Source organism: Mucilaginibacter sp. GW822-FHT03E02, assembly GCF_058801545.1.
In genome coordinates this window covers 4,301,326-4,320,258 of the sequence record NZ_JBXANJ010000001.1, presented here as the reverse complement: position 1 = coordinate 4,320,258, position 18,933 = coordinate 4,301,326, and the positions used below count along the sequence as shown (strand labels likewise).

General features: G+C 41.8%; 16 protein-coding genes. 10 read left to right on the top strand and 6 right to left on the bottom strand.

What is annotated here, in order from left to right:
• The first annotated feature begins 75 nt into the window (after positions 1-75).
• A complete protein-coding gene (locus AC1RM2_RS17990; RefSeq protein WP_492986563.1) occupies positions 76-1,053 on the top strand; it encodes a GlxA family transcriptional regulator in 978 nt (325 codons plus the stop codon).
• Positions 1,054-1,286: 233 nt separating this feature from the next.
• On the opposite strand, the gene AC1RM2_RS17985 is transcribed toward AC1RM2_RS17990, so the two are convergent.
• Positions 1,287-1,808, bottom strand: a complete 522-nt coding sequence (locus tag AC1RM2_RS17985) for a tetratricopeptide repeat protein (RefSeq protein WP_492986562.1) — start codon at positions 1,806-1,808, stop codon at positions 1,287-1,289.
• A gap of 498 nt (positions 1,809-2,306) precedes the next feature.
• On the opposite strand from AC1RM2_RS17985, the gene AC1RM2_RS17980 reads away from it, so the two are divergent.
• Positions 2,307-5,063 (top strand): T9SS type B sorting domain-containing protein, encoded by a 2,757-nt coding sequence (locus tag AC1RM2_RS17980; protein ID WP_492986561.1) that lies wholly within the window; start codon positions 2,307-2,309, stop codon positions 5,061-5,063.
• Between the two features lie 664 nt (positions 5,064-5,727).
• Here the strand turns inward: AC1RM2_RS17980 and AC1RM2_RS17975 are convergent.
• Entirely contained in the window at positions 5,728-6,618 is an 891-nt protein-coding gene (locus AC1RM2_RS17975) for a winged helix-turn-helix domain-containing protein (RefSeq protein ID WP_492986560.1), read from the bottom strand.
• Positions 6,619-6,777: 159 nt separating this feature from the next.
• On the bottom strand, positions 6,778-7,821 hold the full coding sequence (locus AC1RM2_RS17970) for a DUF7638 domain-containing protein (protein WP_492986559.1): 1,044 nt from the start codon (positions 7,819-7,821) through the stop codon (positions 6,778-6,780).
• Positions 7,822-8,118: 297 nt separating this feature from the next.
• Here AC1RM2_RS17970 and AC1RM2_RS17965 point away from each other — a divergent pair, with 297 nt between their 5' ends.
• The 5 genes from AC1RM2_RS17965 (at position 8,119) to AC1RM2_RS17945 (ending at position 12,428) form a co-directional block, all read left to right on the top strand.
• Positions 8,119-9,222, top strand: coding sequence for a WD40/YVTN/BNR-like repeat-containing protein (locus AC1RM2_RS17965; protein WP_492986558.1), 1,104 nt, complete (start codon positions 8,119-8,121; stop codon positions 9,220-9,222).
• A gap of 314 nt (positions 9,223-9,536) precedes the next feature.
• Positions 9,537-10,448 carry a hypothetical protein gene (locus AC1RM2_RS17960; RefSeq protein WP_492986557.1) on the top strand — a complete coding sequence of 304 codons (912 nt, stop codon included), beginning with the start codon at positions 9,537-9,539 and terminating at the stop codon, positions 10,446-10,448.
• Positions 10,449-10,659: 211 nt separating this feature from the next.
• Positions 10,660-11,106, top strand: a complete 447-nt coding sequence (locus AC1RM2_RS17955) for an AAA family ATPase (protein WP_492986556.1) — start codon at positions 10,660-10,662, stop codon at positions 11,104-11,106.
• Positions 11,096-11,869, top strand: coding sequence for a tRNA(His) guanylyltransferase Thg1 family protein (locus AC1RM2_RS17950; protein ID WP_492986555.1), 774 nt, complete (start codon positions 11,096-11,098; stop codon positions 11,867-11,869). The genes AC1RM2_RS17955 and AC1RM2_RS17950 overlap by 11 nt, the downstream gene beginning before the upstream one ends.
• Positions 11,870-12,014: 145 nt before the next feature.
• The gene (locus AC1RM2_RS17945) at positions 12,015-12,428 is read left to right on the top strand and encodes a hypothetical protein (RefSeq protein ID WP_492986554.1); all 414 of its coding nucleotides are present in this window, start codon (positions 12,015-12,017) and stop codon (positions 12,426-12,428) included.
• 241 nt (positions 12,429-12,669) lie between these two features.
• Here the strand turns inward: AC1RM2_RS17945 and AC1RM2_RS17940 are convergent, their stop codons facing one another.
• Complete coding sequence (locus tag AC1RM2_RS17940; protein ID WP_492986553.1) at positions 12,670-13,782, bottom strand: DUF2911 domain-containing protein; 1,113 nt, start codon at positions 13,780-13,782, stop codon at positions 12,670-12,672.
• 217 nt (positions 13,783-13,999) lie between these two features.
• Between AC1RM2_RS17940 and AC1RM2_RS17935 the strand changes: the two genes are divergently transcribed.
• The 3 genes from AC1RM2_RS17935 to AC1RM2_RS17925 all read left to right on the top strand — a co-directional run bounded on the left by AC1RM2_RS17935 (position 14,000) and on the right by AC1RM2_RS17925 (position 16,276).
• Positions 14,000-15,016, top strand: a complete 1,017-nt coding sequence (locus AC1RM2_RS17935; protein ID WP_492986552.1) for a sensor histidine kinase — start codon at positions 14,000-14,002, stop codon at positions 15,014-15,016.
• Positions 15,013-15,723 carry a LytR/AlgR family response regulator transcription factor gene (locus tag AC1RM2_RS17930; protein WP_492986551.1) on the top strand — a complete coding sequence of 237 codons (711 nt, stop codon included), beginning with the start codon at positions 15,013-15,015 and terminating at the stop codon, positions 15,721-15,723. The genes AC1RM2_RS17935 and AC1RM2_RS17930 overlap by 4 nt, the downstream gene beginning before the upstream one ends.
• A 67-nt stretch (positions 15,724-15,790) precedes the next feature.
• Positions 15,791-16,276, top strand: a complete 486-nt coding sequence (locus AC1RM2_RS17925; protein ID WP_492986550.1) for a cupin domain-containing protein — start codon at positions 15,791-15,793, stop codon at positions 16,274-16,276.
• Positions 16,277-16,565: 289 nt separating this feature from the next.
• Here the strand turns inward: AC1RM2_RS17925 and AC1RM2_RS17920 are convergent, their stop codons facing one another.
• Complete coding sequence (locus AC1RM2_RS17920; RefSeq protein WP_147055302.1) at positions 16,566-17,027, bottom strand: MaoC family dehydratase; 462 nt, start codon at positions 17,025-17,027, stop codon at positions 16,566-16,568.
• Positions 17,028-17,177: 150 nt separating this feature from the next.
• Positions 17,178-18,752 (bottom strand): alpha-amylase family glycosyl hydrolase, encoded by a 1,575-nt coding sequence (locus tag AC1RM2_RS17915; protein ID WP_492986549.1) that lies wholly within the window; start codon positions 18,750-18,752, stop codon positions 17,178-17,180.
• Between the last annotated feature and the right edge of the window lie 181 nt (positions 18,753-18,933).

The following is an 18,933-nucleotide window of genomic DNA, read 5'->3' as shown; positions in this document are numbered from 1 at the left end:
AAGTACTGCACGTATTTGACATCTGCAGGGTGTAAATGCGACTTTTTATTTTTTGATTGCTTAGATTTGATCAACATGAAACACATTTCGATACTGGTGCCCTATGAGGCCGTCCCGTCTGCAATCGTCGATCCGCGGTATATGTTCACCGCCATTAATCAATTTTTGGTTAGCGCCGGTAAACAGCCTGCGTTTGAGGTTCAATTGGTGGGCTTAACCGCCCAGGTACCGCTCAACAACGGTGCTTTCACGGTTAATACGGATGTGCTGATAAGCGATCTTAAAAAAACCGACCTGGTGGTTATCCCTGCGCTATCGGGCGATATGAAGGCCATGGTTGAGCTGAACAAGGATTTTGTGCCCTGGATAATCAATCAGTATAAAAATGGCGCCGAGGTGGCTTCTCTTTGTCTTGGTGCTTTCCTCCTGGCATCTACGGGGTTGCTTAACGGAAAATCATGCTCTACCCATTGGATGTCGGGCAACGAGTTCAGGGCCATGTTCCCGGAAGTGGCCATGACGGATGGTACCATCATTACCGAGATTGACGGCCTTTACTCAAGCGGCGGCGCCAGCTCCTACTGGAACCTGTTGCTGCACATTATTGAAAAATATACCGGCAGGGAACTGGCTATTTTGGCCGCTAAATTTTTTGCTATCGAGCTTGACCGGAAAAGCCAGTCGCCATTTGTCATGTTTAACGGGCAAAAAAAGCATGAGGACGAACCCATTAAGCTGGCACAGGAATTTATTGAACATAATTACACCGGGAAACTTTCTGTAGATGACCTGGCCGACCAGTTTGCCATCGGCCGCCGCCATTTTGAACGCCGTTTTAAAAAAGCCACCAACAACACCCCGACCGAATACATTCAGCGGGTGAAGGTAGAAGCCGCTAAAAAGCAGCTGGAAAACTCATCAAAAAATGTAAACGAGGTAATGTACCAGGTAGGTTATAATGATGTTAAGGCTTTCAGGGCGGTGTTTAAAAAGTTTACAGGTTTGTCGCCCGCCGATTATAAGCACAAATACAACAGGCAAGCGGCGGCGTAAAAAACACACCCGTATTTTGCAGGTATTGTTGAATTAAGCCGTGGTAATTTTACGAGCAGTTGTGATCTAAACGCAACTTCACCTTTCAGCTTCTGGCCGGTGGTTATCACCGCACCAGCCAAAGTTTGTAGTTTACATAGTTGCAAACCCAATATAATACATGGGCTTCCGTGAGCCAACCGAAAGTGGTGCGGCGATAACGCCCACCACGGGCTAAATGCCACTACCGTGTTTTATTGAGTTAGATGATAAAGATATGCTCTTTTGTCAAAATTTTGGTAAAAGTAATAATCCGTATTCATTTTTGATTTAAGTTCCGGATTTAGCGAAATTCGTCTATCTAACTCTTTCAAAGCAGCTTCTTTTCCTTCTGTTAAAGCTATCACCAGGATAAAACCGCCTATAAAATTTGTATCATTGGGGTGAATTGCCAGGCTGTCGGTAAAACTTTGCCACGCTAATTGGTATACCCTCTTTGAAGAATCTAACATGCTCATTTTCTCAAACACCTCTGCTTTTTGTGTAATGATTGACGGATGATTGTTGGAGAGAATCAACGCTTTATTATAGATAGCGAGTTCTTTTTTATAGTCTTGATTCCGGTCATAGGCGTTGGCCAAATTTAAATGAGCAAGTAAATATGTAGGATCACAATTTATTGCCTGGTTAAAAAGGTCAATGGCCTTTAACAATCCGTTTTTCCCATCCATAGAATAATTCATCATATACCCGGTTCCTTTATTATTTAGTTCCATGCACGCCGATGGAGGCATTTTCATCTGCTGGCCATTACAGGAGGAAAACGAAATTGTTAGATATATCAAACAAAGGACAAATGAGATTTTCATAATATATATGCAAATTATTATTTTGTTGTAATTAGGATTGTAAAATTTAAATAGCCAATCCCTCCTGGCTTGTTCGCCTGCACGCTAAGTATACGCAATGCCTTTAGGACAATCAACAATATTTGTTGTTAACCTTAATGTCTTTGTGTTACTCTTTTGTTGCATTTAAAAATACAAAATCCCGGATGAAACGAACGTCCGGGATTTGCATATTTATTACTTAGCATGGCGTTTACCTATCAGCGGGGGCACACGCGACACACGTGCACCAGTGGAGACGGCATACCTTTGGCACACAGGGACAAATACCTTCATTTTTTAAAGCGATTTTCCCACGCAGTTTTTCAAAACACGAACTGAATAGAGTCGAAATTGTATATTTGATGCCGACATGAACCTTGTTGAATGGTGAAAACTTTTACTTGTACTCTTTTCGCGCTATTTTATTTATGGTCGGGTTTTGGCGCAATGAGCAAATGCCACCTGTTAAAAAATGCGTGTAACACCATTAATATTAAACATAGTACAGCTATAGGCGGCGGCAAGCTAACCTTGCAGCCCGAAATTACTGTTAGCCCTATTGATCATGGCTTTTCTGTCTGCGAGGGGTTCGTGACTGCTGCAGAAAACACACAGCAGTTTTCGGTATCGGGCGCTGCCCTTACCGGCAATATAACTGTATCTGCACCTTCGGGATTTGAAATTTCATTTGCACCTGTGTCTGGCTATTCAAATACTTTACTTATTGAACAAATCAGCGGAATTGTAGATAATACGGTTATCTACATACGGGCGTTAAAAAAATCGCCTGGTCATTTTACCGGCAGCGTTAACCTAAGTTCGCCTGGGGCTGCAAATCGTGGGGTAGCTGTAGATTGGGTAATTGATCCTTTACCTACTGTAAATAAAGTGGCCGATCAAACGGTGTTGAATGGTGATATTACCACATCTGTTAACTTTACCGGTACGGGAAATACCTTTAGTTGGACAAATAACGCGCCCGGCATCGGTTTACCGGCAAGCGGAACAGGAGATATTGCGCCATTTAAAACAATAAATAACACTAATGCGACTATTACCGCCAGCATAACGGTTACCCCGCAATCACTTGGGTATGCTTACATTTGTAATAACGCAGATGCTACGGTATCTATCATTAACCTGGGCACTAACACTGTTGTAAAAACCATCCCCGTAGTACGCCAACCAACAGGTACCGCGATAAGTCCCGACCAAACCCGTGTGTATGTAACCGGCGACAGTGCCGATGGCGGTGTCTCGGTAATCAGTACCTCAACCAACGAGGTAATAGCCACTATACCCGTAGATGCCTACGCGGCGGGAGTGGTTATTACGCCCGACGGCAAATATGCCTATGTAACAAGTACGCTCCCGAGTACGGTTTCGGTTATAAATACCGCTACCAATAGCGTTGAAGCAGTTATTAAAGGCGTGTCGGGCCCATTTTACTCAGCTATTGACCCCTACGGTGATAAAGCATACGTATGTAACGTGTACAACCCTTCTATATCGGTTATTGATATTAAAACCAACAAAATAATATCAACCTTGCCTATGAGTTCAGCATATGCCGCTGCAATTAGCAACGATAATAAAAAACTATACATCACTAACTATAACAATGCAACCGTTACTATAATTAACATCGCTGATTATGCAATTGACGCTGTGATACCGGTTGGCGCCGCACCCGGCGGAATTGCGATAAGCGCCGACAGCAAAAAGTTATATGTATCAAATTTCAATGATGCAAGCGTATCTGTTATTGATGCGGAAAGCAACACAGTAAGTGCAACCATCCCGGTGGGATATCAGCCAACAGGTGTAGCTGTAAGTAAAAATGGCAACCTGGTTTACATATCCAATTCCGGCGCAAATAACGTATCAGTTATCGACGCTTTAACCAATAAGGTTATAAGGGTAATTGATGTAGGTACAACCCCGATATCGTACAATAATTTTGTTACAAACGGTACCGGGTGCAGCGGCCCTTCTACTACATTTAAAATTACAGTAAAACCTACTCCACCGCCGGCCATTACCATATTGGGGACACTTTCTGCGCTTAATACTACCTATGGCACTGTTTCGCCAACTACCATTTTTACCGTAAACGCGGTAAATATGAATGATGCAATACTGATAACGGCGCCGGCCGGGTTTGAGCTAAGTACCGATAATAAAACATTTACTAATACACTCATTATTGGTGGCCCGGGCACCATAGCAACCGAAACAATTTATGTGCGGTTAAAACAAACAGATGCGGCAGGAGCTTATACCGGCAACGTTACCCTTACCAGCCCCGGGGCTGCAGCGGCGATAGTTGCAACAGCCTTAAGTACGGTACAGCCCGCACCCTTAAACATTAATATTAATAATGTGACTAAAGTGTACGGTACGGCATTATCAAATGGCTTAACAACCGGTTTTATAAGTAAAGGCCTGCAAAACAACGAAACCATAGGCAGTTTAATAACAGACTATGGCGACGGCGCTTTGGCAACCGCAAATGCAGCAACCTACCCTGCCGCAACGGGCAGCAAGGGGTATAGCGGCGGTACCTTTAACCCTGCCAATTACAAAATAACTACTATAAATGGCGATATCATTGTAACCCCTGCAGCCCTCATCATAACTGCCGACAACAAAACCAAACTGGCGGGAACGGCTAATCCGCCTTTTACTTTTACTTACACAGGCTTTGTTAACCAGGACGGAATCCAAAACCTTACAAAACAGCCACAGGCTGCTACAACTGCTACTTCGGTATCACCAGCCGGCAGCTATCCCATAACCGCAAGCGGCGCCAACGCGGTAAATTATACTATTACTTATTTAACCGGCACCCTTACTGTAACAGAGCTGCCCACTAACGAAATAAAAATACCCAACATATTCACTCCTAATGCCGACGGCGTTAATGATACCTGGAACATTCCTGCTTTAAAAAATTATCCACAATGCAACTTATCTGTTTTTAACCGGTATGGGGTTATGTTATATCATTCGTTAGGTTATTTTACTGCCTGGGATGGTACCTATAATGGCAAGCCCCTGCCGACAGGCACTTATTATTACATTGTTATGCCCAACAAAACCGCGGCCAAACTGAGCGGCGCGGTAACTATACTAAAGTAAAATCCGGGATAGTATTTACATTTCAGCTTCTGGTCGGTGTTATCACCGCACCAGCCAAAACTTGTAGTTTACATAGGCTTTAGTTGCAAACCTAATATAATACAGGGGTTTCCGTGAGCCACCGAATATTATTGATAACAAATTGGGTAGTCAAATTTTCGAATTACATTTTTTCGAATTACATCTATTTCAAAACTACCACCTTCTTTAAATATAGTATCCCCTTGAACAACATAATTCCACACATCCTCTTTTGCGGGGGGCAGTTACATATATGCGATAAAGTATCTACTACTCTTTTGTCTTTGATAATAATAGTACCAAAACAAGGTTTGTTCTTATACTTGCCAAGTACTATACCTTTAAACTCTTTTGATTTTACATCAGATAAATCTGGTTTACAACTATAATACAAAACAGCAGTAATTATTGCGATAAAATATTTTACGTACTCCATATTATTGCCGAAGATCATCAACTTTCTTTTTATCTTTTCAATGGTTTTATTTATTCCATCGAGTATAACGGAAACCATTTAAATTAAAGAAACAGAGTCATTTTTTGGTTTCATTAATTGACTAGCCCCTAAGCTACCGCCCTCTTGCTTGTGTGGCAACATGCTTAGTATATTCCATAAGTTCAATTCGGCCCGCAGAGATTCTTCTTAAGCGCTAATCTCAAGCTTATATCCTTTGCCGCGTATCACAACGATGTTGATATTGGGGTCGGGCTCCAATTTTTTTCTGAGTTTTGATATAAACATATCCAGGCTGCGCCCCACAATAACACCTTCATCTTCCCATATCTCTTTTTGCAGCCGGCTTCGCGCTATGGTCTGGTTAGGCGACGATGCAAAAATGAGCAGCAGGCGCGTTTCAGTTCCGGTCAGGTCTATGGTATTTTCATTTATTGTCAGCTTACGATTCTTCGCATCAAACGACACCGCGCCTAAAGTTAACATGTCTGTGCACTGATCATCAGGCAAGGTTTTTTTCGGCTTAACCGATCTAAATAAAACAAAACCAACAAATGCTAAAAATGGCAGGCTGCCCAGCAGGTATCCATTCTTTGCTGTATTTATTCCCGTAGGTTTGAATTTGACGTTGATCATGTAACATGCGCTGGGTTGCTTTCTTCCTCTGCAGGGTACAATGTCATCTTTTTTATTTTGGGATATAGCGTATCCATAGGCTACACTGGAGTTGCCACAGGTCAGCACGTTAACAACATAATCACTTGCGAGCGGATCTTTGGCCAACAAACGCTGGGTAGTATTCACCAGGGAATCCGGTAAAAAAGTAAGATTTTTTTCAAACCTGATCTGGTACTCATTTTCTGTGATCTTTTTTACCGGGAGCACCCTTGATGTACTATCGCCCGATTGTAACAATAGTTCATGTCCAATCCTGCGGAGCAAAACTTCCCTCCTGGCGATATCAAAGTCGTTGTTACCGGTCATGCTGAAAGCCGCGCAGATCACAGAGATAAACGAGAGCAAAATCAATGCGCACAGGTACTTGCGTTTCCCGGCGAGGAGATTTCGACTAAGATGCATATTGTCAGGTTTTTATTTACAAAGTTTACATTTTTATTTAAAATCCAGATTTCCCGGTCTGAAAGGTATCAAAGTAATTTCGCTGAAGAAAAATACGAAGAACATTTTGTTGTACCTGAGCTCTTAGCTATAGCGAAGCTTTAATGGTAAAAAAACAGCTCAACCATCTTTAGGCTTTGGCAACGTAATCGTCGGGAGTTTTTCACCTCTTGTTTTTGCCAATTGGTAGTGCGACCATTTTTCAATTTCCTGCTCCCCGTAAATTATCATTCGTACAGCAATATCTTTTGTGTCCATATCACCAACAAATCTTTTCTGGTGGTTGGGCACCTGCTCATAAGCTATCCTCAGTTTGTCCTTGTTGCTTTTGGTAGGTTCTTCTAAGTAATCCTGGTACGCGTTTTTACAAACGTCTAATGTGGTAGGTTCGCCTTTCAACTGTCTTTGTATATCCTTTATCTCCAATAGTTTGTCATGAATAGATGAGGCGAATAATTTTTTTTGAACAGTAAAATGGCCAAGTCCATAAATATAAACTGTTGACCCTGCAGGGATATCTGTTAATAAAACCCCCTCGGTTATGTGTTTTTCAAGTTCCTCCATCTTTAAGCTAAGGGGAGTTTCTAATCGTGCAAGTTCAAGGCTGTCATCGGCAAAAACTTTTACCTGTACCAGGTAAAAGGCATCATCTAACTTGTAAAACAGGTCTGTGCTTGTCCCATCAATCTTTGCTTTAAAAAAATCATATTTCGCCGTTTGCTGCGCTTTATATATGGTTCCCTTGCCTCTTTCACCGACTACAACGCCATTTATTTTTTTCTCAACGTGTTTGTAAATATTCTCCAGTTTAGGGTTAAGTTGCTTAATTACCTCCCGGATATACTCAATAAAAGTATCCTTAGTAAATAGCCAATTTCCTTTTTCTATTGTCCAGCTACCAAGACCATGAATGGAAATGTCTTTATTATCCGGAATGCTAACCGCTACCCAGCCTCGCTGCACATCATTCTTAAAATGGTCAAAGTCCTCAAAGTTCCAACATTCAACCCTGCCATCTTCATAAACGCTTAAATCAACAAAAAAATAATGGTCATTGTGGATGATTGCCGGGATTGAAAACCCTTCGATCATTTGTTTTCGGTAGACCCTGGTAGAAGGTTTAATTACCTGGTTTGAATTTTGTTTAAACACGTTAAAACTCATGATGTTGTTTATTGATAATTACAAGGCCGCCTTTTCACCTACCGGGGTAATATCATGTGGTTGGTGCCCTAATTTAAAGATAATATTTTCTTTGTTCTCCGAATGAGCTATTTGTGTTTCCCAAGACGAGATTTAGGCTATCAGACGCACTATTGACTACTTATTTACAAAGTTTACATTTTTATTTACAATCCAAATTCCCCGCGCCGAAATATATCAAAGTAATTTTGCTGCATCAATTCTGATAGGATCATAAAACAGATTATGAAACATATGTTTTACTTAAAATTTAAAAAAATGAAAAGATTATTTGTGTTTGTTCCGGCTATCTTCCTGGTATTATTTCTACTAAATTCTTTTGTGCTAAAAGAAAAGGAAGCAAAAAAGAAACCAATAAAAGAAGGCAAATCATCGGCGATTGTCAACATCATTTTTAAATCTGTTGATGGCGGACAAACATGGCAGGACATTAGCCAAGGACTACCTGAAAATTTACAGAGAGAAGGTGTGTGGAGAGATGGTTTATTTGCAAATGACCGTGGACTATATTTACGTGCCGGAAATGGGGTTTATCACAGTGAACCAAATTCCACAACTCCTTTTTGGACAAAAGAAATTTTCCCTGGTACACAACGTAACATTGTCCCTGGCAAGAATGGGATACTCGCATATGATTTCAGGGGTCAATTTTTACAAAAAATAAACGGAACCAATAATTGGTCGCCCATGTACACCAATTTTCAAGAGCAAGCCGTACGCATAGACAGAACGATAGATTGGATGTACAAGAATTATAAAGAGAGAGAAGTACGCACCGTTTTTGAAACTGCCGGAGGCACCGTTTTCATTGGCTCCAACAACTGCCTTTTTAGATCTACTAACAGTGGAAAAACCTGGAAACAAGTGCATGTTGGAGACGGTAGAATGAAATTGGCAGAGTCAAACGGTGTACTTCTGTCTACCAGCAAAGATGGAATATTAAGATCGACCGATGATGGTCAAAACTGGAATAGTGCGATTAGTGAAGGGGGTGTTGGCATCGCTGCGGAACGTATAGACGGAGGATTTGCTGCTATAGTATACAACACAATAACCCAAACAAACAGCTTACACATTTCACTGGATAGTGGAAAAACCTGGAATGCCATAGGTGAGGAACTTCAACCTTCCTGGAGTAATTTATTAATGAAACAAATAGGCTTACTTAAATCTTCACCGGATATTTTATCAATTAAACAAATGGGTAAATATTTAATATGCGGCCGCTCAGATGGTATGTTCCGGTCATCTGACATGGGCAAAACGTGGAAAAAAATGCTACTTCCTGCTGTAGAAAATTATGGCTTCAATTTATCTGTTTCGGGCAACGTGATTTATGCCGTACCAAATAAAGGATGTTAAAAAATCCAAACTCAGAAATGGTGTGTATCGCTGATTTTAAATCATTGGATATTATTATTAGTCAATACTATTTCTAAACTACAAACAACAAGCTATTAGTCAGTCACTTAGCTATAATTATTACTCCTTTATCCCTGATGCTTTTTTTTGCACTTCAGTAAGATGATACCCGAACAAAGATTCAAGCCTTAGTGCTATCAGCCCCGCACGTTCGCGGGGCTTTTTTTATGCTTTTTAACTTTAGAGATTGCGAATTAGTGGCGCGGTGAAAACACCGGTCACGGGCTAAAAAATATCGTAATCATAGAAATAAAATGGAAGTAGGATTATTGCCAAATTTTAAGGATTTTTCACTAATGAATAATTTGAAAACATATTGGCATAAACTAAAGGAAAACCTGGTATATAGGTGGCTAATGTTATACAAGCATCATATTCAATTAAAGCACCATAGTCATATCGATAAAGATAAAATGCAGATAGAATTGTCTCTGAGTTTTAAGGAGTTTTCGCTGGATGGGAAATTTCATATCGGAATGATAAATAAATACTTACACTATAGGCCCGAAAGGTTTGCCTGTAAACAAAATGTGACAGACTGGGACGAAAAAAAACACAAAAAAGTAATTGAAGGCCTCAGTTCAAGTGAAACGTTTTTTTTTATTTCATTTGATGAAAATTCATTTATGACAACCCATGTACAAGCCGTCAAAAAGCCGTACCAACATTTCTCTATTGTTCAGCAACGGGAGGTTTTTAACCCTCCTGATGAAGAGATCGAAAATATAATTGCGAGAAAAGGTTTTTCATGCGCTTACCTTTATGATCATAAATACGAAACACAACAATCCGAAATATTTGAAACTCATTATTTAGTAAACAGGATACCGCTATCTCTTTCAAAAGGCCTGCCTTATAAAAAAGACTATTTTGGCAAAAAAATATTTGATACATCGGGTAACCCCGGCAGAAGCGACATGATAAGCAGTACCGAATTGTTGGCGTGCTGGAAAATGTGGTTTGGGGAAGAGTTTTATCATTTTGTGCCAAAAGAAAGATTGTTAAGTTTCAAAGGCGCCTTTATAATAAAAGAATTGGCCAACGATGTGATTTTTGTACAGTTGTTTGAGAACGTGGAAGACAGCGCTACCAAAAAAGCGCAACAAATACAATGGGCCTGGCGTAAATGGCTCAACTTCCATGAACTGGTAATGAAACATCCATAAAGGGTAGCGTATCCAGCGCGTAGGTGATTAAGTTTCTGGTTGGCGTTGTTACCGCACCAGCCAAGGTTTGTAGTTTACATATGCTTTGGTTGCAAACCTAATATAATACAGAGGCTTCGGTGAGCCAACCGAATTTAATGTGATTGGGGATAGGGCTTGTGGGATATTTGCTATAGATTTGTTTACCACGCTCCGATGAGCCCTTATAAAAATGGAAGCAGTAATATTTTGCGGTATTCAGGCAACAGGAAAAAGTACCTTTTTTAAAGAGCGGTTTTTTAATACGCATATGCGTATCTCTTTAGATCAGCTAAACACAAGAAATAAAGAACTCCGGTTTATCGAAACTTGTATACTCACATTTCAGCCTTTTGTGATAGACAACACCAATCCTTCTCCGGAAGAAAGGGCAAAATATATTGCCATAGCAAAAGCAAATAAGTTTAAAGTGATCGGATACTATTTTCAATCTAAAGTGGCTGTTGCTTTAGCGCGTAATAACCAACGGACTGGTAAAGAGAAGATTCCTGAAGTTGGTATAAAAGGAACTTATAAACGGCTGAACCTGCCACAGATGGATGAAGGATTCGACGAACTATATTATGTAACAGCCGAGAATAATATGTTCACGGTAAATGAATGGTCAGATGAAATTTGATGAGCTGGATGTTAAAATGAGGGTTTATGAAACCTCTCAGGACCGCTGCGTTTTACCCGGCATGTACATGGTGGCCCGGATTGACGGACGAGGCTTTACCCGGCTGACTAAGGAAGTGCACCGTTTCGAGGCGCCTTTTGACGAAAAATTTCGCGACTTAATGGTCGAAACGGTAAAACACCTGATGAATTGCGGTTTTAATGTAATTTACGGTTATACAGAAAGTGATGAAATATCATTGCTCTTTCATCCTAATGAAAGCCTTTTTGGGCGAAAGACCAGAAAATACATTTCCATACTGGCGGGCGAAGCGAGTGCTAAATTTTCCGCTCTCCTGGGAAACGTAGGCGCCTTTGACTGTCGTCTATCAGAACTTCCCAACATACACTTAGTAGGAGATTATTTCAGATGGCGTAATGAAGATGCACACAGAAATGCATTAAATGCGCATTGTTACTGGCGTTTAAGGCAGGATAACTTTAATGCGCGGGAAGCTACTTCTAAAATCGAAGGGATGAGTATTGCCGCCAAGAACGAATTACTGTTTCAGTACGGCATTAATTTCAATAACGTTCCTGCATGGCAAAAAAGAGGAATAGGTGTTTATTGGAAAGATTTAAAAAAGGAAGGATTTAACCCAAAGAACAACAAGCATGTATTGGTTGACAGACGAGCCCTGCATACCGACTTTATGCTACCCATGCGGGATGAATATGACCTATTTATACATGATCTGGTAAAAAAGTACGAAGACCAAGGCTGACCTCGATCTTGCCAACGGGTCAAAATTTAAAGCTTGACGTAAAATGAATAGCTTGCTCCTATTGGTCTTACCCGACGCATTTTTCTATTTTATGTTTGGAAGCATTAATAATATTATTTAGGTTAAGTATTCATTATTCGGTTACATGAAACATATCTTATCAATACTTTCAACTATATTACTATTCGGCTGCAACAACTTAATTTCCGACGAAAAATTTAAAGGGGAATGGGATATAAATAAGGTTTATTACCTTAAGGAGGCTAATATTTCTGAACGTTTAGTTTTACCAGCATTGTTATTAAATAAGGATCATTCCTGTTTTTTACCCGTTTCGCTACCAATGCTCGAAGATTCCATATACAACAAAGGGACTTGGTCTGTGTATGTAAAGGACAATTCAATCTACATAAAGATTAAATCAAAAAATCACATTTTTAACAAAAGCTTTCAAATCATCAGCTACGAAAATGCTCAGGAAGCCTCCTATGGCCGCCAAAGTAAAATGACTTTGTTATCTGATAGCCTTAGAATAGTGTTTACTAAGACAACTTATTAAGGCATTTCGGTTTCTTAAATAGGCGCCCCCCTTGCTTAGCTTCTGGTCGATAGATCACCATACTAGCCGCCTTTTAAGCAAGTGTTATACAACTCTATAAGTGTCCGGAAGAAATAAAAAAGCGAAGGAGCGCGCGACTCTTCCCCGATGAAGGAATCGCACAGCGCCCCACTTTTTTTCTCCCAAACCCACTACCTCATTCTGCCAATTCCCAAATTCTGAAAATTCTGATTCTGACGGCCTACTTCGCCGCCTGCAAAGTGGTTACCATTTTATCAATAGTATCTTTATTTATTTTGCCAACTACCTGCTTTTGGGCTTTCAGGGCGTAGGGCAGAGCTTTTTTGTTATCGCCTACGGCCATGTACCCGCGGGCCATGCCGGTGTTGGTTAAAAACTCGTCGGGGTGTTTTTGGTAATCCAGCTTAAATACCTCAAGTGCTTCCTGGCCTTTGTTTTCGGCAATAAGGCTTTTGCCGTAAAAATATAGGTCGTTAACATCGGCAAATGGCAGGGCAGTTTTCATGGTGGCCGTTGCTTCGGCGTTGCGGCCCAAATTGCTCAATATTGCCGCTTTGGTTTTCCAGGTCTGAAATACCTGGTTGCCACCAAAATTTACGCTGGTTGCGGTATCGGCCCATAGCAGGCCCTCTTCCAGGTTGGTTTTGTTTTGGGCGCAAAAGGCAGCGGCCTGTTCCCAGCTTTCCCAGTTAAAGCCTTTGTTGGTACGCAGTTCTTTCCTGAATACGGCAAGCTGTGTGGCGGGCAAATCAACATCAACCTTAAACGGAATTACCAGTTTTTCCCATTGTAACTGAATTACGGCGCTGGTTGGGGTTTGGTCGGCAAACTCGTATTTAAGCCATTCCACACTCGTCGCTGCCGGTACTGGTTTCACTTTTACACGCAACACATCCTCGGCCTGGTTATAAAAGAAACTGCCCCATGAAGTGGCGTTTTTTGAAAATATCAGCGTACTCTCATCAGCGCCGTAGGCAATAAAAAAACCATACTTACCGGCGGCTAAGGGCTGGCCTTCCACCTTTACATCGGTTGAAAATTCGATGGTGGTGTTTTCATTGGCGCCGGCCCGCCATGGTGCTGCTTTTGAGGTGCCAAAACCCAGGTCGGCATAGCCGTTGTAAACAAGCTCGCCCCAAATATGGCCGTCGCGCTTGTTCACATGGGGGCGGCTGTAGTTAATGGTTACATCGGTAATGCCTATCATTTCGGTAACGGATGCTTTTTTATTGCCCCCGCTTGGTGTTGATGTAAGCAGTTGCGCGTGGGCCAGGTCGGTAAAGGAAAACTGGATAACAACCGCCACAAAGGCGGCAATCAGTAATTTTTTCATTGTATAAGCTTTAAAGGTGTGGTTGAAAAATTGAATAATTAAAGCTTGGTTTTATTAACAACAAGGGCAAATGATTTCAACCCTTGCCCCGTTATTTTTAATGCTTGCCCTTAATATCTCAACCGCCGCAGTATGGGCACACAAGTAATTGGTTGAATATTGGGGCCTTTTGGTTGAAAATCATCTGCCCAAAACAAAAAGCTTTGTACATTTAAAAATGAATTTCATTAAAAACATGCCCACGCTTACACGCCTGCAATGGGTAATATGGATAGCGGTGTTTTTTATCATCTTTTTTTCGATACTGCCGGTTGATGGGTTTAACCATGCCAGCATTTTTACGGTTATCAGCGTGGCTTTTTACCTGCTGGTTATTTATGGCAACATTAAATTTTTGTATCCCCGTTTTTATGAAAAAGGGCGCCGGGTACAGTATGTAATTTATGTGGTGCTGTTACTGGTTATTGGCGGTGTGGCACGTGGTTTTTTAATCATGTACTCGTACAACACTTTTTTTGCCAGCCACCCCGAAAAGATGACTTTTAGCATGATGCTCAATTTTGTGGTGGCCGGTTTCATGACCTATCTGCTCAGCTTTATTTTCAGGATAGCGCTGGCTTACTTCGAAATTAAACAACAATCAGAAAAAATACTGGTGCAAAAAAGCCAGGCCGAGTTAAACCTGCTTAAATCGCAGGTGCAGCCGCATTTCTTGTTCAATACCCTCAATAATATTTATTACGAGGCTTATGTCGATTCGCCCCGCACCGCCAAACTGGTAGAGCAGCTATCCAACATTATGCGCTATTTTGTGGATGAAAGCCCTAAAGACGAGGTATCCGTTAATACCGAGATCCAGTTTTTGGAAAACTATATCGCGCTTGAAAAAATCCGGATCAGGCATGAAATAGACATCAACTTTATACAGGATTGCAGCCCGCACCTGCAGATACCGCCCATGCTACTCATGACCTTTGTTGAAAATATTTTTAAGCACGGCATTGATAAAGCCAGCATCGACAATAAAATTGAACTGGCGCTGGTGCAACAGGGCCGTTACCTTACATTTGAAGCCAAAAACCGTATTTTTAATCAAAAAACGGATGCCGCCGGCGGTTTCGGGATCCAGAATTTGCGCAAACGGCTTGAGCTGTTATACGGCAATAAATTTGAACTCACCATCAGCAATAGCGAAGAAATGTTTACGGCCTTTTTAAAAATCCCATTAGCATGAATTTAAGCTGCATAATTATCGACGACGAACCAAACGCGGTTAAGCTGCTGGAAATGATGGTTGGCCAGTATACCAAATGGGCGCTGCTGGCCAAATGCTACGATGCATTGGAAGCTATGGCTTTTTTAAAGGAACAAAAGGCCGATTTTATTTTCCTGGATATCAACATGCCGCAGCTTACCGGTATGGAACTGGCCGGCCTGCTATCAAAAGACACCAAAATTGTTTTCACCACCGCCTACTCGCAGTACGCTGCCGAAAGTTATACCTTCCAAACCATCGATTATTTATTGAAGCCCATAACGCTTGAGCGTTTTTTGGCCGCCCAGTTAAAAATTGAGGCCTATTTTACAAAAAACCAAGGCAACGAAAAAGCACCACCCGCCGTTGGCAACGAATACTTTTTTGTAAAATCGGGCAAGGAGCTGCGCAAAATTCTGCTGGATGATATCCAGTATTTTGAAGGGCAAAAGGAGTACGTACGCCTGGTAACCAGTACCGAACAGCTGCTTATATACCGCCGCATAAAAGATATTGACGAACAGCTATCGCCGCCATTTGTACGCGTTCACAACTCCTACATTGTAAACACCCGCCAGCTTAACAAAATAATGGACAACCACATTTATATAGCCGGCAAGCAAATCCCCATCAGCGAGAAATTTAAAGATGCTTTTATGGGAGTGATACAGCAGCGGATATTTTAAAGCGGATTTCTGACAACTATTATCTATAGCTTTGCCGATATTTATCGACAGAAAAACTTGTAACTTAATGGAAAACAACGCCGGATATTGGATTAACAAACTAAACCTGATGCCACACCCCGAGGGTGGTTTTTACAAAGAAGTTTTCCGGTCGGAGATTGAAGTTGGGGTGGCTTATAGCGACAAGCTAAAACAGGCCATTACGTCTATTTATTACCTATTGGAGGGAAATGATTATTCGGGTTTCCACAGGCTAAAGTCCGACGAGATCTGGTATTTTCACAAAGGGTCGCCATTGCATATCCATGTACTGGGCAACGCGGGATTGCTCCAAAGCATCGAACTTTCTGACCTGGAAACCGGAAGCCTATCCGTAGTGATACCGGCGGATTTATGGTTCGCGGCCGAAATACCATCCAAACAAGGTTTTTGCCTGGCCAGCTGCGCCGTTGCGCCTGGTTTTGATTTTAGCGAATTTGAAATGGCCGAAAAGGATGCGCTATGCGGGGGTTATCCGCAGTATTCGGACTTGATAGCCCGGCTTTGCCGTTAGGGGTTATGGGTTAGACCCTAAGCGGTAAGTCCGCGGGCTCTGAAGGAGGCATGAGCGTATAAAACCATGTCATTGCGAGTATCCATCAGGTAAAACTTGAAAAAAATCGTTATAACGTGCAATGGATATAGTTAAACGAATGTTCTAAACTACCGTCATTGCGAGGTACGAAGCAATCTCGTAGCTATGCAGAGCAGATATGCAGGTTCGGTTTGCATGGCGACGAGATTGCCACGCTATCGCTCGCAATGACATCGTTTTATACTCTTCCTGCGCAAATCAATTTAATTTACGCGTTAAAGTGGTATACAAAAACTATCTCGCCGGTAAAGGCTGGTTTCTTTTGATCTTTAATTTCCAGGGTGGTTATCATGGTGGCTTTAATTGGTCCGCGCAAGTTTACCAGGCCGCCAAGTTTTACTTTTAAGCGCACTTCCGAATCAACCAGTACAGCCTGCCCAAAACGGAAGTTTTCAATGCCGTAGTTAATCTCCATCTTCAGGTTTTCAACTTTTACAATCTCTTTCCATAAATAAGGCACAAGCGATAGGGTAAGGTAGCCATGGGCTATAGTTGCACCAAACTGGCTTTCGGTTTTGGCCCTTTCCGGATCGGTGTGTATCCATTGGTGGTCTAATGTAGCATCGGCAAATTTGTTGATCTGTTCCTGGGTAATTTTGTACCATGACGAAACGCCAAGCTCGTTCCCTATTTGCGCTTCAAATTCAGCGAAGTTATTGATGGTTAACATTGGTGGTCAGTTTATTGATTAAAAGTTGGCGAAGTTACAAAAATTTAACAATCCTGATTTTACGGTAATTGGCAATCAAACGCGTTAAACAAGAAACTTTAGTTTGCACAAGGGCGCGAGGTTGAATACCGGTCCGGCGTACGGCCCATACTACTCCACCGTCCAGGCAGCGATACCATATGCCGGGAGACTTACCGGCATCTTTCCTTCATTAACTCTTGGAACGTCTTTCCCTATAAATTGGCCTATCTTTTTACCCTGGGCGTAAGGCACATCTACTGTTGCCGCCTGATCTTTATCAGACAAATTGACTACCACAATTGCCGCCTTATCGCCATCCTGCCTGATAAATGAAAATACCTGGTCGTTATTGTTTATTAATGTTTTATAGCTGCCCCTGGTAATTGCCCTGTTTGATTTACGCAAGCGGATCATTGCTTTGTAGTAGTTGAACAATGAGTTGGGATCTTTCCGTTCTTCTTCCAGCGATATGCCATCGTTAGGTTTATCATCGTTAAACTCATCTTTATAAGGGCCGGTTTGTTTGTACCAATAGGCCATCCCTTTACCCTGGCCGGATGCATACCATTCAAAGGCCTGCCGCTCGGGAATTTCGTTGGCATCGGTGGCGCCAAATTTGGCGCTGGTGCCGGTCATGCCCAACTCCTGCCCGTAATAAATGGCCGGTACGCCGCCTATCAGCAGGTTAAGGGCGCAGCCCACTTTTAGCTTGGCCAGGTTGCCTTTTACTTCGGATGCAAAGCGCGGCACATCGTGGTTCTCTACAAAAACTACCTGTTCTTTGCCCGGTGGCAGCATGGCCAGTGTCGAATCGGCGTTGGCCATCAGTAAATCTTTCCTGAACAGGCGGATGGCAAAAGCCAGCCGTAAGCCAAACACGCGGTCAACCCCTCCTTTTTGCAGGTAATCCAATCCTAAGCCGAACCAGTTGGCCTGCTCGGCCACAATTTTTATTTGGGGGTTAATAGCCCGCAGTTTGGTTAACAGCGGGTTCCAAAAAGTATCGAACAAGTGGGGCAAGGTTCCTTTGTTATCCAGGTTATCCATCATATGATCTAACCGGAAACCATCAACACCATCATCAAACTTGCCATCCTTATCCGGATCAAGCCAGTAGCTAAACAGCTGGTAATTATACTCCTTTGATTTTGGGCTGTTTAAATTGGCCGTGGTAATTTTATGGGTTACGCCATCATAGCCCTTTAGTTCGGTAAGGTTGTACACTATGGTTGATGGTTTTTTATTTTCCTTATCATCCCACAAAATATAATCAGAAAACGGCGATTTGGGGTTGCCAAAAGCGCCTTTCCACCACTCAGAATCTTCGGCAACATACTGGGTTTCCATATCCATGTAAAACTTCATACCCCGTTTGTGCAACTCCCTTATCAGGGCCAGGTAATCCTGTAGTGTGCCGTACCGGGGATCGATCTTTTTAAAATCGATAGCGAAGTAATTGTGATAATAAATGGATTCATAAAGCGGCGTGCATAAAATGGATGTTACACCCAACTCCTGCAAATAATCCAGTTTTTGACGGATGCCATTCAGGTCGCCATGATTATCGCCATTGCTGTCGAAAAAGCTGCGCTCAAAAATGTGATAAATGATCTCGTCGTCGCTTTTTTGCTTAGGAGAAAACGCAAATGAGGATAAGACAAAACATAGCAAGCCCGCGAAAGCGATAGATATTTTTATTTTCATGGTGTTATAACTGGCATGCAAAACAACAGAAACAAGTACCAATATACAATGAATAAATAGCATTTAAAATGGTACATCTTATCTGTAAAAATTGCTCTTATAGTTTTTATAGTTCCCCTCTACATTATTTAAGGATAATATACACCATTTATCGGCCTGTTTACGGGGATTTGTTCTTCTT

Excerpts from the sequence above, each read along its gene's own strand:
- AC1RM2_RS17990 (WP_492986563.1), top strand. The coding sequence starts at position 76 with ATGAAACACATTTCGATACTGGTGCCCTATGAGGCCGTCCCGTCTGCA.
- AC1RM2_RS17985 (WP_492986562.1), bottom strand. The coding sequence starts at position 1,808 with ATGGAACTAAATAATAAAGGAACCGGGTATATGATGAATTATTCTATG.
- AC1RM2_RS17980 (WP_492986561.1), top strand. The coding sequence starts at position 2,307 with ATGGTGAAAACTTTTACTTGTACTCTTTTCGCGCTATTTTATTTATGG.
- AC1RM2_RS17975 (WP_492986560.1), bottom strand. The coding sequence starts at position 6,618 with ATGCATCTTAGTCGAAATCTCCTCGCCGGGAAACGCAAGTACCTGTGC.
- AC1RM2_RS17970 (WP_492986559.1), bottom strand. The coding sequence starts at position 7,821 with ATGAGTTTTAACGTGTTTAAACAAAATTCAAACCAGGTAATTAAACCT.
- AC1RM2_RS17965 (WP_492986558.1), top strand. The coding sequence starts at position 8,119 with ATGAAAAGATTATTTGTGTTTGTTCCGGCTATCTTCCTGGTATTATTT.
- AC1RM2_RS17960 (WP_492986557.1), top strand. The coding sequence starts at position 9,537 with ATGGAAGTAGGATTATTGCCAAATTTTAAGGATTTTTCACTAATGAAT.
- AC1RM2_RS17955 (WP_492986556.1), top strand. The coding sequence starts at position 10,660 with ATGGAAGCAGTAATATTTTGCGGTATTCAGGCAACAGGAAAAAGTACC.
- AC1RM2_RS17950 (WP_492986555.1), top strand. The coding sequence starts at position 11,096 with ATGAAATTTGATGAGCTGGATGTTAAAATGAGGGTTTATGAAACCTCT.
- AC1RM2_RS17945 (WP_492986554.1), top strand. The coding sequence starts at position 12,015 with ATGAAACATATCTTATCAATACTTTCAACTATATTACTATTCGGCTGC.
- AC1RM2_RS17940 (WP_492986553.1), bottom strand. The coding sequence starts at position 13,782 with ATGAAAAAATTACTGATTGCCGCCTTTGTGGCGGTTGTTATCCAGTTT.
- AC1RM2_RS17935 (WP_492986552.1), top strand. The coding sequence starts at position 14,000 with ATGAATTTCATTAAAAACATGCCCACGCTTACACGCCTGCAATGGGTA.
- AC1RM2_RS17930 (WP_492986551.1), top strand. The coding sequence starts at position 15,013 with ATGAATTTAAGCTGCATAATTATCGACGACGAACCAAACGCGGTTAAG.
- AC1RM2_RS17925 (WP_492986550.1), top strand. The coding sequence starts at position 15,791 with ATGGAAAACAACGCCGGATATTGGATTAACAAACTAAACCTGATGCCA.
- AC1RM2_RS17920 (WP_147055302.1), bottom strand. The coding sequence starts at position 17,027 with ATGTTAACCATCAATAACTTCGCTGAATTTGAAGCGCAAATAGGGAAC.
- AC1RM2_RS17915 (WP_492986549.1), bottom strand. The coding sequence starts at position 18,752 with ATGAAAATAAAAATATCTATCGCTTTCGCGGGCTTGCTATGTTTTGTC.